Raw genomic sequence first — 13,148 nt, 5'->3', positions numbered from 1 at the left:
TGACGCCGTCGCTCAGAACAGCGCGGCCTGCTCGGCCGGCCGGGACCTGAGCTGCTCGGTGAGCCCCGTGCACGGTGTCGGTGGGGTGGGCCGCAGGGCCCAGCCGACCAGCAGCCGGGTGTCCAGCAGCAGTGGCGGAGCGTCGCTCTGATCGGGCGTCAGGAAGAGGTGACGCCCGATCGGCGGGTGCAGGGTGCCGCCGAGCGTGGCGCCGGGACCGAGCGCGGTGATCTCCCGGTAGGCGGGCGGCGGCCCGTCGGTGAGGCCGAACAGCTCCACCTGGTCGGTGACCGGACGGTCCGGGAAGAGCTCGATGCCGTGGCCCGCCAGCACCTCGAGCACCTGGGCCCGCAGAGCCCGGACGGCCGCCGCCCGCTGCTCCGGCGGGGGCACCCGCCACCAGCCGCCGACCTTCGCCTTCGAGGTGAACCGCTCCCTGGCCAGACCGGACTGGGCCACCGTCAGCTCGGCCCGGCGGATGCCCGGCAGTGAGCCCCGGGCGACGAACGTCCAGGTCAGGGCGGCCTGCTCGACCAGCCGGGTGGTGCCGCGCTGCTCGGCGGTCAGGCCGACCTTGGCCAGGCCGGGCCCGAACCAGGCGAGATAGAGGCGGTACGTCCGCCCGTCGTCGAGGATCTGGTCCCTGGCGAGGGCCAGCCCCTGGTCGGCGTCCTGGCAGGAGCCGCACTGACCGGCCTTCCCGCCGGGCTCCAGCTCGGCCGCGACCGGGCAGGGGTGGTGCCGCCGCGCCGTCCGCACCCCGACGCAGCGGCGCGGGCCGACCACCGTCCAGCCGACCCGGGTGCCGGCGGCGACCTCGCGCTCCAGCACCCGGGCCCCGCTCGCGGCGGTGAGCTTGGGCACACCGTCCCGCCAGCGCAGGCCGGTGGCCGTCCAAGCGGTGGCCGCCGGGTTGCTCGTCATGGGACGTGAGCGTACGGCCCGGCACTGACAGAGCCGTCCTGCAGGGCCGATTCCCATTGGGAGTGCGGTCCGATGATCGGCTATATTCGCGCAGCCGTCGGACCCGACGGCATCGCAGCTTCGGGGGAGTCCCACGGTGTCGTCCGAGTCCGACCAGTCCAGCAGTTCGAGCAGCAGCAGTGACAGCGGCGGCAGCGGCGGCAGTGACAGCGGCGGCGGCTCGGCGGACTGGTCCTCGCCGTCCTCCGGCAACGACAGCACCCCGGAGCCGCCCGCGAGCACGCCGTACGAGCCGCCCCCGGCGGACGCCAACCCGTACGCGCCGCCCACGGATCCGTACGTGCCGCCCACCGGTCCGTACGCGGACCCGTACGTGACGGCTGCGGCCGCAGCCGCGTACGCGCCGCCCGGCGATCCGTACGCACCGCCCGCCGGACCGTACGCGCCGCCCGCCGGGCCGCCCGGAGCGCCGCCGTACGCGCCCCCCGGTCAGTGGGCAGGCGCCCCGGGCGCCCCGGCCCCGTACGGGCAGCCGTACTGGGCCGGGCCGCAGCCGGCGCCGCAGGGGACCAACGGACTGGCCATCACCTCGCTGGTGACCGGCATCCTCGGCTTCGGCTGCTGCCTGTGGGTGCTCGGGCTCGGCTTCGGCATCGCCGCGCTCCGCCAGATCGGGCGCCGCCCGCAGCAGGGCAAGGGGCTGGCGGTCGCGGGCATCGTGATCTCCTGCCTCTGGGCGGTGCTGACGATCGGGGCGGTGGGGCTGCTCGCGGCGAAGGGCGACTTCGACGCCTTCGGGGACCGGACCAACGTCTTCAGCCTGAAGACCGGTGACTGTGTGAAGGAGAAGACCGGTGGTCCCGGCGAGGTGTCCCGCCGGTTCACCGTGGTGCCGTGCACGGAGTCACACTACGGCGAGGTGTTCGGCTCGGTCCCGCTGCCGGGCGGCCACGAGAAGGACACCGGCTACCCCGGCGAGCTGGTGCTGCAGGACGCCGCCGCGAAGGCCTGCGTCGGCCGGCAGTACGAGTACGTGGCGGACTACCTCGCCATCCCCAGGGGGGTGGAGGTCACCAATCTCTACCCGGACCGCGCCTCCTGGAAGTTGAACAGCAGGCAATTCGGCCTGTGCCTCTTCGAGTCGCGCGAGCCGCTGACCCGGACGCTCCGTCAGGACGCCGCTGCCGCCACGGGCGAGCAGCGCGACTACCTGGCCGCCACCAGCGAGCTGAACCAGGTGGTCGACCAGTGGCCGCTGGACGAGCCCACCGACGCCACCCCGGGCGTCTACCAGGACTGGGCCCGCAAGCTGGTCAACGCCGCCCAGACGGAGAAGACCAAGCTGAACGCGGTCCTGTGGACCGACGGGCCGCGCGCCCAGGTGGGCCCGCTGCAGGCCGAACTCGACCAGGTCATCGCGCACGCGGAGAAGGTTCGGAAGACCACGGACCTCGCCGTGCTGGAGGACGAGGTCCTGGAGCTGGAGGACCTGGCCCGCGGCCCGGCGGACAGCAAGCTCCGCGCCGCCCTCAAGCTCCCGACCAGTGCCCCGGACATCCGTCCGGCCTCGGCCTGACACCTCGTCACCCCAGCGCCGCCCCGGTCCCCGCCGTACGGGACCGGGGCGGCGCTGTCGGTTCGTGCACCGCTCGTATGTCAAGAATCCTTGACATCGTGTCGGCCCTGCTTGACACTCCGGATGTCGGGTTTTCTTGACATGGAGGAGTGGGATGGCCGTCGAAGAGAAACGCGCCTGGACGATGCTGCTGGTCACCGTCGCGGCCTACGCGGCGTACCTGGCTGCGGTGCTGGACCGGCCCGAGGGTCTGAGTCTCACTCAGGCGCCCTATGTGTCGGCGCTGCTGTGGTCGGTCGGCGGCGCGATCGTGGCCTCGATCCTGCTGCACATCGTGGTGAGCACGTTCTCCCCCGAGGAGGAGAACGTCCGGGACCAGCGGGACCGGGAGATCCACCGGTTCGCCGAGCACGTCGGCCAGTCCTTCGTGGTGATCGGGAGCATCGTCGGGCTGATCCTGGCGATGACGGAGCAGGACCGGTTCTGGATCGCCAACGCGATCTACCTGGCCTTCGTGCTGTCGGCGATCCTGGGGTCGGCCGCGAAGATCGCGGCGTACCGGGTCGGGTTCCAGCCGTGGTGAAGCCGACCCGGGTCACCAACGTGATCCGCACCCTGCGGTTCACCCACGGCGAGATGACCCAGGCCGAACTCGCCCGCCGGATCGGGGTCACCCGACAGACCGTCATCGCCATCGAACAGGGCCGCTACTCGCCCTCGTTGGAGGTGGCGTTCCAGATCGCCCAGGTCTTCCACGTCCCGCTCGACGACGTGTTCCAGTATCCCACCGCTGTTGAGGGAGACACCCGCTCATGAAGGCTGTCGTGCACGATGTCTACGGCCCGCCCGAGGTACTGCGGGTCGAGGAGACCGACCGGCCGGTCCCCGGCGAGGGCGAGGTGCTGGTCCAGGTGCACGCGGCGGGCGTCGACCCGGGCGTCTGGCACCTCACGGCGGGCCTGCCGTACCTGATCCGCGCGGCAGGCTTCGGCCTGCGCGCCCCCAAACACCGGATCCGGGGCCTGGACGTCTCCGGGCGGGTGGAGACGGTCGGCCCCGGCGTCACCCGGTTCCAGCCCGGCGACGAGGTGTACGGCATAGCCGCCGGCTCGTTCGCCGAGTACGCCTGCGCCAAGGCGGACAAGCTCGCCCACCGCCCGGCGAACCTCACCCACGCCCAGTCCGCCGCCGTCCCGATCTCCGGCGCCACCGCCCTCCAGGCCCTGCGCGACGCGGGCGGCCTGAAGCCGGGCCAGACCGTCCTGGTGATCGGCGCGGCAGGCGGCGTCGGCAGCTTCGCCGTCCAGATCGCCAAGGCCCTCGGCGCGCACGTCACCGCCGTCTGCAGCACCGGCAAGGCGGACCTGGTCCGCGCGCTGGGCGCCGACGAGGTGATCGACTACACCCGCACCGACTTCACCGACGGCACCCACCGCCACGACCTGGTCCTCGACATCGCCGGCAACCGCCCGCTGTCCCTGCTGCGCCGCACCCTCACCCCCGGCGGCACCCTGGTCATCATCGGCGGCGAGAACGGTGGCAACTGGATCGGCGGCAACGACCGGCAGCTGCGGGCCCTGCTGCTCTCCCCGTTCCTCCGGCAGCGCCTGCGCGGCCTGATGGCCAAGGAGCACCATGCCTACCTCGACGTCCTCACCGGCCTGATCGAGGCGGGATCGGTGACCCCGGCCGTCGAGCGGACGTACCCGCTGACCGAAGTCCCGGACGCCATCAACCGGCTGATGGCGGGTCAGGTGCGCGGCAAGCTCGTGATCGAGGTCCGATAGCGGCCGGGCCTGGGCAGATCGCCAGCATGCGATGATCATGTTTTTCGGGCCGGTGCGGAACGGGCCGATGGTCACGGGGGACGTTCATGGATCGACGCAGCATGCTCATCGCGGCAGGGGCGGCACTGGGAGTGGTCGGAGCGGTGGGCTCGGGCGGGACCGCCGCGGCGGCCGGGCCGGGCGGGCCGGTCTTCGACGTCCGGGCCTACGGCGCCGTCGGCGACGGGGTGGCGAACGACACGGCGGCGTTCAAGGCGGCGTTCACGGCGGCCGCCGCGACCAAGCGGCCCGCCACCGTACTGATCCCGCCGGGCACCTACCTGGTGGCGGCGGGTCAGCGCCTGACCCAGGGCATGACCGTCTCCGCGTACGGCGCGTACATCCGACGGACCGCCAACTGCGGTGCCCTGCTGAAGAACTTCGTCTCCAAGCCGGCGGAGGGGTCGACGCCGAAGGAGGGCGAGGAGCCCTACCGGAAGCTCAGCGGGTACACGGGCGACGGCGACATCGCGGTGCTCGGCGGCACCTGGGACATGGCGGGCCGGACCTACCAGACCCAGAGCGACGCGATCGGCTTCGCGCACGCCGACGGCATCCTGGTGCAGGACTGCGTGATCAAGGAGGTGCCGGACGCCCACGCGGTGGAGCTGTACTCGGTGCGCCGCGGCCGGATCGTGAACTGCGTCTTCGAGGGCATGTACTCCACCTCCGCCTACCGGTGGATGAAGGAGGCTGTGCAGATCACCTCCGCCACCGGCGAGCCCAATCTCCCGCTGGACACGCCCGAGGTGGTCACCGGCTGCGTCGACATCCTGGTCAGCGGCTGCACCGTACGGGTCCCGGAGGCCGGCGCGAACGGGGCCGACCCGGTCGGTCCGTTCGCCGCGCTGTGCGGGGACCACGGGGCCGGCGCGGTCGCACACCGGGGCATCCGGGTGATCGGCAACCACATCGAGGGCGTCCTGAGCGACGGCATCCGCGCCGCCGACTGGGAGGACTCCGTGATCAGCGGGAACACGATCGTGGGCGCGGGCAACTACGGCATCCGGGCGCTTTCCTTCGCCGACCGGCAGCGCACCGGCCTGGTGATCACCGGCAACACGATCCGGAACACCAGCGGTGAGGCGGCCGTCCAACTCTCCCAGTACCCGGGCGCCGTGGTCGGGAACAACTCGATCCAGGGCACCAAGCAGGCCGGCACCGCCACCAACTGCCAGGGCATCCACCTGCTCAACTCGCCGGGCGCGGTCGTCTCCGAGAACTCGCTCGGCGGCATCGACGGGGACGGCATCGGCATCGACGGTTCCGACGGCGCGATGATCACCGGCAACCGGATCGCCGACTGCACGCACGACGGGATCGCGGCGGGCTCCAACAACCTGACGATCCGGCAGAACTCGGTCACCGGCGTCCAGCCGGTCGCCGGTGGCCTGTACGGCCGCTACGGCATCCGCGTCTACGGCACGGCCACCAACGTGTCGGTGCAGGGCAACACGGTCCGCCGGGCGCCCGCCGACACCTCGCCCAACCCGGCCGCGACCGCCGTCGCCATCCGCGCCACGGCGGCGGGCACCTGGGTCACCGGCAACGACCTGCGCGGCTTCGGCAGCACGACCTGGGACAGCAAGAGCACCTCGACCGTCCTCGGCGAGAACCTGGTGGACGCACCGCCGGTGCTCTAGACGAGTAGATCCGATGTGACGGTGGCCGAAGTCTCATGATCGCGCGGTTGAAGGGCCGGCCAGACCGATCAGGCCAATCACCTCGCGGTTATGGTTTGGTGGGTCCACCGAGGTCATGAAATGGAGGGGCTCATGACGGTCGAGCAACAGTGGCTGCTGGACGAGACTCCCTGGCCAGAGCAGGCCACCCTGGCTTACGGCGAGTTGGTGGAACTGACGACGCCGCATCCGCCAGTTCCGAGTCTGGGTTGGCTCGGGCCGGAGATCGTGGGCAGCCGTGGTGTGGTCGTTGGGTGTGTCATCAAGCAGGACGAGCGCGACGGCCACGTCGGGCCGATCTACTCGGTGGAGACCGAGGACGGCAGTCCCTGGGGGCTACGGCCGGAGTTCCTGATCCCCAGGGGACGACTCCATCCCGACATGCCGCCCCGCTATCGCAGCGACCTGCCCGACGGAACCCGCGTCCGAATCCGCACTGAGTCGGACTCACCGAGCGAGACGACGGAAGCTGTCGGGGAGGTCGCCGGGGTCTGGTGGACGACGTCCTTGGAGCCACCGAAGGGCTACATCGTGCAGGTTGGCGACCACGAATACTGCGTGACCCCAGAGCAGGCCGAGGTCCTCTGACTCGGCGAGAGCCTGCCTGCGGTCACTGCCGGATGCCGTCAGTGGTCGAACGCGATCAGCGAGCGCGTGACGGGTGCGCCGGTCCGGTTGTTGTGCCAGATGGCGGTGGCCATCGCCAGGACTCGCTGGGCCACCCGGATCGCGACGCCCTCGAAGGTCCGCCCGCCGTGTTGTTCCAGGTCGAGCTGCCCTTTGAGGGTGTCGTTGACCGACTCGATCAGCTGGCGGACCTTCTTGAGCATCGGCTCGCCGAACCGCTTCTTCTCGCGTTTGAACGAGGGCCGCAGCAACTCGACGCCGAGCTCGGCGAGTTCACGCTCGAATGTCTTCGAGGCGAAGCCCTTGTCCGAGATGAGCACCATGCCCTCGCGGCGGGCGACCAGCTCCGCATCGACTTCGAGCATCGCGGCCAGCACCTCCCGCTCATCCAGCTTCGGGTTCGCCAGCGCCCACAGGATTGGCATGCCGGCCGGCGTGCACACGAGATACAGACGAAGGCCCCAGAAAAAGCGGGAGTGAGAGGCGCAGTAGCCGTAGCCGGCCCAGCCCGCCATGTTCGAACGCTGGACGGTCGGGCGCGACATGCCGCACGGCACCGGCGTGGAGTCGGTGATCCACACCGTGTCCGTCCAGAAGTCGCTATCCCGGGCCAGTTCCCGGATCACGCGCTTTACCAGCGGCAGTGCCGAACGGAGTCGCTTGTTGTAGCCCGCGCGCTGGGGAAGGTACGGGAACATGCCGGACAGGCGCTTGTGCGCGTAGCGCAGCCAGCGGGCCTCGGAGTGGTACCCGAGCAGGGCCTGGGCCACCGCGAGGCAGACGAGTTCAGAGTCGCTGAGCAGGGGCGGGCGGCCCAGCCATCGCGTTCCTCCGATCTCGTCGTCGATCTTCACGTAAAGTGCGGTCAAGAGGGTGTTCAGGTCGGTCGTCACAAACTGATCTTGGACGCCCTCGACCCTTTGGCGGGACCGAACTTCGGATCTACTCGTCTAGTACTCCAGCCGTAGATCGTGATCTTTCATGGCTGAGAGGCCGCTTGCCTCCGGTAGTGGCAGTCGCGGGAGCGAGCTTGGTGCTGGCGTCGCCACCGTGACCAGCGCAGTCGGTGCGCGAGGTCGTGAACCGGGCTGATCAGCGCCGCGAACAAGTGCTGGATCTCGTTGCCGGTCAAGGCAATCAGGCCATCAGGGGCTGGGCGGTCACGGCGTTCGGCGGCTGCTGTGACGGCGAGGAAAGCGTGGGCGAGCATTGCGAGGGTGACCCACCGGTGCCATGAGGTCCAGCGGCGGACCTGGTGCTCGTCGAGGCCGGTCGGGCCCTTGCTCGCCTGGAATGTCTCCTCCGCCGTCCAGCGCCGTCCAGCCACCCGCACCAGGGCGGACAGTGGGACCGGACGCGGCGAGAAGCAACGGTAGAAGGCGAGCTCGCCGGTTCGGCGGTTGCGGCGGACCATCAGGCGCCAGTGGCCGAGGCTCCCTGTTGGGCCGTGGATGTCGACCTCGGCCCAGTCGTAGTACCGCTCGCCCTTCGCGCCCGCACCAGCCGAGAGCCGCTGCCAGGCACGCTCGGGGATCCGCGCGGCGAGGGTCTTCGCCTGGAACTTCCCGGCGTGGGTGACGAGGGGGTGTGTACTGGACACGGCCAGGACATAGCCGGTCCGGCGGTCTTCCAGGGCCGCCCGAAGGTGCGGGTTGTCGCCGTAGACCTCGTCCCCCGCGACCCAGCGGGCGGGTGTTCCCGCGTCCAGGGCCCGGGCGACCATCCGGGCGGCGAGCTGGGGTTTGGTGGCGAAAGCCAGACCGTCGGGGATGCCGGCACCCCGGCAGCGTGCCGGATCCTCGGTCCATGAGCGCGGGACGTACAGGGCCCGGTCGATGGCTGCGTGTCCGCGTGCGGCGGAGTACACGAGGTAGACGGCGACCTGGGCATTCTCGATGCGCCCGGCCGTTCCGGTGTACTGGCGCTGAACGCCGACGGTCGCGGTGCCCTTCTTCAGATCGCCCGTCTCGTCGACCACGAGCACAGCTTCGGTGTCGTGCAGGTGCTCGACCACGTAGGCGCGTATGTCGTCACGGATCGCATCGGCCTCCCACTTCGCGCGGTGCAGCAGGTGCTGCATGCCGTCCGGGGTGGCGTCGCCCGCATGCTCGGCAAGGGTCCAGCAGTTCTTCCGCGGCAGGTCCGACAGCAGCCCGGAGATCAACTGCCGTACCCGGCGACGGGGTTCAACTCGGGGGAACCGGCTGGCTATCCGGCTCATCAGACCTTCGAATGCCTCCTGCCAGTGGCCAGGAACGACGCCGACGTCCGAGGCCGCCGCGTGATCATTGGTTGTCCGCACAACACCCAATGATCAACGGCGACCTCACCTGCTCGGACGCCACCGAAACCAGTAGTCGAGCCCCTCGACCCGGTAGCGAGCGCCGGCAACGAACCGCAGCTCTCCCACAAGCCGCCGCGCGTCGTCCGGTGCCTGGCGGTGCGGCGCCAGCAGCAGCTCCAGCTCGTCATAACGGGCGTCGATCCCGCCGTGGCCCGGATGGCTCTCCGGTCCGACCTCGCCGGCCTCGCGACGCTCGTTCCCCCTGGCGAAGATCGCCCACTGCTCGCGTTCCAGCTCCACCGCGGCCTCGCTCGCGGGCCAGACCTGGTACTCATCGGCTTCATCGGCGTGGTCGTAGTCGTGGTTCTGGAAGTAGTGAGGCTTCCCGTTGATGTCAGCAAGGCCGACGCGCGGTCCGTCGTACCACTCCAACTCCGTATACACACGCTCGAAGCCGTCCGCGACCAACTGCTCTTCGTTCCAGATCTCAGCCACGCGGGCAGGCTATCGACGAGCGGCGGCCTCCGCATCCATGATCACGATCTACGGCTGGAGTACTAGCCGCCTGAACACCTGGCGGCCCGGCCCGGCCCGGCCTCGTACCGGCTACGGGCGGCGGGCGATCGTCACGATCTCCCGACTGTCGGCGGTGAGCGGCCCCCGGTGCCAGTCGCCGTAGCGGTCCTCGACGACGAGACCCGCGGCGGCGAGGAAGGTGTCCAGGGTCGCGGCGGCGAGGAAGCGCAAGCTGCTCCGGTCCGTCCGCAGGACCGTGCCCGCCTCCGCCGTGGTCTCGGTGAAGGTGACCACGTCGCCGGTGACGGACTCGATCCGGTGCTCCACCCAGAGGGTACGGCCGGTGGGGTCAGTGACCTCGGAGCCGTTCGCCGGGGTCCAGCTCTCCCAGGCGCGGGCCTGGGGGTGGCGGGTCTCGAAGACGAAGCGGCCGCCCGGGCGCAGCGCGGCCCGGACGGCGGCCAGCGAGGCGGTCAACTCCTGGTCGGTGACCAGGCATTGGAAGGCATGCCCGGTCATGGTGGCGAGCTCGAACTCGCCGTGCCAGGCCGCCTGCGCCGCCGTCCCCTCGACCCACTCGACGTCCGCGCGGCGCCGGGCCCGGTCCAGCGCGGCGCGGTCCGGGTCGATTCCGGCCAGCCGTCCGGTATGGCCGCGCTCGCGGGCCCGGTGGAGCATCTGGCCGGTCCCGCAGCCGACGTCCAGCACCGAATCGGCGGCCGCCACCAGGCCGTCGTAGAAGGCGTCGCCCGGCCAGAGGTCCGGGTCCCAGGGGTTCAGCCGGTCGTAGAGCGCGGCCGCGTCGGCATCGGAGAACATCGCGCCAGTATCACCACGGCGGCGTCGCCCTCCAAGCGAATTGCCGCATGACACAAGGCCATTGACACCCACTCAAGCGGGGAAAGGCCCGCACCGTCCCGCGACGGTACGGGCCCGCTGCCGTACTCGGACGACGGCGACCACCGCGTCCAGCGTCCCGTCGAAGTCAAGCAATCGCCGTCAGACGTGGATCGGGCCCGCCTCCACGTCGCCGTAGCGGACGCTCTTGTTGGTGACCCAGGTCATGGCGTAGTAGGTGCACCCCCAACAGGCAGGCACGCCGTCGCTCGGGAGCGTGTAGACGTACCCGCTGCCGTTGACCAGCGCGCGGTTGATGGTCGACGACATCCACTCGACCGGCCCGCCATGGCTGACCCCGAGCTCCACGTACAGCCAGACGTCGGTCGTGCCGTTCGCTGCCTGAGCCTTCGCGTGCAGCTTGCCGCCGCTGTCCTGGTAAACGCACGGCAGGACGTTGTAGTTGCCGGCGTTCGAGCCAAGGTTCACCCACTGGTACCGGCAAATGTTGTCGCCCGGGTAGGCCTGGGCGGAGCCCGCGCCGAGCACGGTGGTGCCGAGCAGGAGGCCGAGGGTGGCCACCACGGTGGCCAGGGACTTGAGCTTGCGCATGGGGTGAACTCCACTTCCGAGGTTGACTGAGCGCAGTCATGTTGGCGGTCGCCCCCACCGCCACGCCAACTATTCGGCTCTGCAGCTAATAGTTGAGAACCCACCCGGAACGGCCCGTTCGCGCGGAATGATCAGACGTGCTCGAAATCATCTTCGAGATCGCGGACCTGGCAGACCTACGGTTCGCCATCTCGCCCATGGACCACGTCCTGAGCGGCGCGGCGCAGGCACTGCACTTCTGCGTCGGCGCCTCGGTCCACCGCGACCGGTGGTGGCGCCGGGTCAGGAACCGCGTCCCGCGCGATGCCGCCCCACTGCTCAACCTGGTCAACGCCAGCGCCGCCGGGTTGCCGGATTTCCTCGCCCCCGACACCGCGAGCACACCGGCCACCCTCGACGACGAACTCGACGCCATGCTGAGTCTCTCCGACGACGAACTGCGCCGGGACCTCGAGTTCTACGGAACCGGTCCCCGGACTCCCCGGATCGTCGACGAACTCCGGGACGGCGGCAGCCGCCACCTACGGCGGATCGCTCACGCCGCCCGGGCGTTCCACCAGGCCTGTCTCGCTCCGGACTGGCCCGGGCTCCAACGGGCCCTCCAGGCCGACATCGCCGGGCACTCCCGCACCAGCGCCGACGCGGGGATCGGCAGCGCGCTCGGTCGGCTCCACCCGGACCTCGCCTGGGACGCCCGGGGCGTCCTGCGGTACGCCGACCCGGCCTGGGACCTCTCGTTCGGCCTTGACGGCCGCGGCCTGGTACTCCGGCCGAACCACTTCCTGGCCCGGCCCACCGCGCTGCTCAACGCCCACCGGGCGCCGGTCCTGCTGTACCCGATCGGCGCCGCACCGACCCGGCCCACCGACGGACTCACCCGCCTCCTCGGGCCCGCCCGGGCCCGCGCCCTCCGTGCCATCGGCCAGGGCCCTTGCACCACCGGCCAGTTGACCACCCGCCTCGGCGTCTCCGCACCGTCCGCCTCGACTCACGCCACCGCCCTCCGGGAGGCTGGCATCATCACCACCGAACGCGAGGGCCGCCGCGTCCGACACAGCCTCACCCGCCTCGGCCACGACCTCCTGGCTGCCTAGTACTCCAGTCATACTTCGCAATCTGGTTCGATGGCCCTCGGGGTCTGCTGGCCTCAGCTGAGTTGCGGAGGCGGGCAGATGGACGAGCGCACGGTCATGTTGAACGAACTGGCGCAGGGCCTGCGTCCGATCGGGCAGGGCGTCGAGTGGTTCGAAGCCTTGCCCACCGAAGGCCAGTTGGAGGTCCTTCGGGATCTGGGCGGGCACTGCATCCAGGCGCGCGCGACGGTGGAGGACGGGCCCGAGAGCGTGCGGCTCGCCGGTATCCGGCCGTCGCACACCCCGGCAGTGCTCATCGTGCGTGGGCAGTTGGCCGGGCAGCTGACAAAGATCATCAATTTGCCGCAGGACGAGCGCGTGAAGGCGTTTCGGCTGCTGGTCGCGCTGCTCGGGGTGGCTGACAAGCGCCGTCGGGAGCGGTACTGCGCAGACGGATGCACCCATGCCTGGCACCAATTGGTGCCGGGGGCTGCTACGGAAGCGGCCACCGCGTGATCATCAGAGGTTGTGTGGACTGCTGAAGATGGTGCGATGGCCGCCGGTCATAGCGTGGACCCTGCCCGTTGGCGGGCGATGTTCGACCAGGCCATGGCCCGCATCGCGGGCCGCTTCCGACGGGTCGAACCAAGAGCGACGGCACGGGCGTTCGTCCTCGGACTGCTGTCCGGCGTCGAACGCCAGAGCTGCTGGCAGCTGGCCGAGGAAGCCGGCCATCGCAGACTCCACCAAGCACAGGTCAGACGGTGCCACTGCCGACGACGGCTCACCAGCGGCTCAGACGAAGTCATACTGGAGTACTGAGGGCCCGTCCGGTCGATCGCGTAACTCGCTACGCTCTCCTCGTCCTGGAGGGGGTGGCTGAAGCGGTGATGACTCGTGAGTCGGCCGTTGCGATGGTGCAGAAGATCATGGATGGGGACTGCTACAACGACGCCGAGATCGACCGCACGTTGGAGGCGCTGGACAGGGGCCTTGGCTGTCCGAGTGGCTATGTCAGCGACTTGATCTACGCGATCCGCTCGCCCGGCGTGCCGGAGCCGACAGCAGCCGAGGTGGTCGAACTGGCCCTCGCCCAGCGACCGTTCGCGCTGTGAGAATGACAACCGCTCGGGCGTTCCTTCCCCATCTGCCGACAACCCATCCCCTGGCAGCCCTACGACACCACCCGCC

Annotated in this window: 15 protein-coding genes and 1 pseudogene; 10 read left to right on the top strand and 6 right to left on the bottom strand. The window is 70.4% G+C overall.

From position 1 onward, the window contains the following. Positions 1-12: 12 nt before the first annotated feature. Positions 13-924, bottom strand: coding sequence for a DUF2797 domain-containing protein (locus F4556_RS00810; protein WP_184910711.1), 912 nt, complete (start codon positions 922-924; stop codon positions 13-15). 136 nt (positions 925-1,060) lie between these two features. On the opposite strand from F4556_RS00810, the gene F4556_RS00805 reads away from it, so the two are divergent. From F4556_RS00805 to F4556_RS37760, 6 genes are all read left to right on the top strand, one after another. After that, entirely contained in the window at positions 1,061-2,500 is a 1,440-nt protein-coding gene (locus F4556_RS00805) for a DUF4190 domain-containing protein (protein WP_184910709.1), read from the top strand. Between the two features lie 154 nt (positions 2,501-2,654). Beyond that, the gene (locus tag F4556_RS00800) at positions 2,655-3,083 is read left to right on the top strand and encodes a hypothetical protein (protein ID WP_184910707.1); all 429 of its coding nucleotides are present in this window, start codon (positions 2,655-2,657) and stop codon (positions 3,081-3,083) included. Beyond that, entirely contained in the window at positions 3,077-3,316 is a 240-nt protein-coding gene (locus tag F4556_RS00795; RefSeq protein WP_184910705.1) for a helix-turn-helix transcriptional regulator, read from the top strand. Before F4556_RS00800 ends, F4556_RS00795 begins: the two co-directional genes overlap by 7 nt. After that, the gene (locus tag F4556_RS00790; protein WP_184910703.1) at positions 3,313-4,287 is read left to right on the top strand and encodes an NAD(P)-dependent alcohol dehydrogenase; all 975 of its coding nucleotides are present in this window, start codon (positions 3,313-3,315) and stop codon (positions 4,285-4,287) included. The genes F4556_RS00795 and F4556_RS00790 overlap by 4 nt, the downstream gene beginning before the upstream one ends. Positions 4,288-4,388: 101 nt before the next feature. Next, complete coding sequence (locus F4556_RS00785) at positions 4,389-5,969, top strand: right-handed parallel beta-helix repeat-containing protein (protein WP_184910701.1); 1,581 nt, start codon at positions 4,389-4,391, stop codon at positions 5,967-5,969. 132 nt (positions 5,970-6,101) lie between these two features. Continuing rightward, positions 6,102-6,596, top strand: coding sequence for a hypothetical protein (locus F4556_RS37760; protein ID WP_184925799.1), 495 nt, complete (start codon positions 6,102-6,104; stop codon positions 6,594-6,596). Between the two features lie 38 nt (positions 6,597-6,634). On the opposite strand, the gene F4556_RS00775 is transcribed toward F4556_RS37760, so the two are convergent. From F4556_RS00775 to F4556_RS00755, 5 genes are all read right to left on the bottom strand, one after another. Continuing rightward, positions 6,635-7,528: an IS982 family transposase gene (locus F4556_RS00775; protein WP_184910699.1), complete on the bottom strand. Its 894-nt coding sequence runs from the start codon at positions 7,526-7,528 to the stop codon at positions 6,635-6,637. Between the two features lie 86 nt (positions 7,529-7,614). Next, on the bottom strand, positions 7,615-8,856 hold the full coding sequence (locus F4556_RS00770) for an IS701 family transposase (RefSeq protein WP_184924127.1): 1,242 nt from the start codon (positions 8,854-8,856) through the stop codon (positions 7,615-7,617). Positions 8,857-8,961: 105 nt separating this feature from the next. After that, positions 8,962-9,414 (bottom strand): hypothetical protein, encoded by a 453-nt coding sequence (locus F4556_RS00765; protein ID WP_184910697.1) that lies wholly within the window; start codon positions 9,412-9,414, stop codon positions 8,962-8,964. 111 nt (positions 9,415-9,525) lie between these two features. After that, complete coding sequence (locus tag F4556_RS00760) at positions 9,526-10,254, bottom strand: class I SAM-dependent methyltransferase (RefSeq protein ID WP_184910695.1); 729 nt, start codon at positions 10,252-10,254, stop codon at positions 9,526-9,528. Positions 10,255-10,434: 180 nt separating this feature from the next. Continuing rightward, on the bottom strand, positions 10,435-10,884 hold the full coding sequence (locus tag F4556_RS00755) for a hypothetical protein (RefSeq protein ID WP_184910693.1): 450 nt from the start codon (positions 10,882-10,884) through the stop codon (positions 10,435-10,437). 137 nt (positions 10,885-11,021) lie between these two features. On the opposite strand from F4556_RS00755, the gene F4556_RS00750 reads away from it, so the two are divergent. The 4 genes and pseudogenes from F4556_RS00750 to F4556_RS00735 all read left to right on the top strand — a co-directional run bounded on the left by F4556_RS00750 (position 11,022) and on the right by F4556_RS00735 (position 13,072). Then, on the top strand, positions 11,022-11,978 hold the full coding sequence (locus tag F4556_RS00750) for a winged helix-turn-helix domain-containing protein (RefSeq protein WP_184910691.1): 957 nt from the start codon (positions 11,022-11,024) through the stop codon (positions 11,976-11,978). A 78-nt stretch (positions 11,979-12,056) separates the two neighbouring features. Continuing rightward, positions 12,057-12,473, top strand: coding sequence for a DUF5958 family protein (locus tag F4556_RS00745; protein WP_184910689.1), 417 nt, complete (start codon positions 12,057-12,059; stop codon positions 12,471-12,473). Between the two features lie 93 nt (positions 12,474-12,566). Next, a pseudogene (locus F4556_RS39845) lies at positions 12,567-12,698 on the top strand (IS701 family transposase); the annotation flags it as partial. Positions 12,699-12,832: 134 nt separating this feature from the next. Further along, entirely contained in the window at positions 12,833-13,072 is a 240-nt protein-coding gene (locus F4556_RS00735) for an e9imm peptide (protein ID WP_376775638.1), read from the top strand. Positions 13,073-13,148: the final 76 nt, after the last annotated feature.

The organism is Kitasatospora gansuensis (assembly GCF_014203705.1).
Classification (GTDB): domain Bacteria; phylum Actinomycetota; class Actinomycetes; order Streptomycetales; family Streptomycetaceae; genus Kitasatospora; species Kitasatospora gansuensis.
The sequence above is the reverse complement of the archived record's forward strand: the minus strand, read 5'-3'. Positions and strand labels throughout refer to the sequence as shown.

What these genes read in the sequence shown, in the direction of transcription:
- F4556_RS00785 (WP_184910701.1), top strand. Translation starts at nt 4,389, where the DNA reads ATGCTCATCGCGGCAGGGGCGGCACTGGGAGTGGTCGGAGCGGTGGGC.
- F4556_RS00770 (WP_184924127.1), bottom strand. Translation starts at nt 8,856, where the DNA reads ATGAGCCGGATAGCCAGCCGGTTCCCCCGAGTTGAACCCCGTCGCCGG.
- F4556_RS00755 (WP_184910693.1), bottom strand. Translation starts at nt 10,884, where the DNA reads ATGCGCAAGCTCAAGTCCCTGGCCACCGTGGTGGCCACCCTCGGCCTC.
- F4556_RS00745 (WP_184910689.1), top strand. Translation starts at nt 12,057, where the DNA reads ATGGACGAGCGCACGGTCATGTTGAACGAACTGGCGCAGGGCCTGCGT.
- F4556_RS00800 (WP_184910707.1), top strand. Translation starts at nt 2,655, where the DNA reads ATGGCCGTCGAAGAGAAACGCGCCTGGACGATGCTGCTGGTCACCGTC.
- F4556_RS37760 (WP_184925799.1), top strand. Translation starts at nt 6,102, where the DNA reads ATGACGGTCGAGCAACAGTGGCTGCTGGACGAGACTCCCTGGCCAGAG.
- F4556_RS00790 (WP_184910703.1), top strand. Translation starts at nt 3,313, where the DNA reads ATGAAGGCTGTCGTGCACGATGTCTACGGCCCGCCCGAGGTACTGCGG.
- F4556_RS00760 (WP_184910695.1), bottom strand. Translation starts at nt 10,254, where the DNA reads ATGTTCTCCGATGCCGACGCGGCCGCGCTCTACGACCGGCTGAACCCC.
- F4556_RS00810 (WP_184910711.1), bottom strand. Translation starts at nt 924, where the DNA reads ATGACGAGCAACCCGGCGGCCACCGCTTGGACGGCCACCGGCCTGCGC.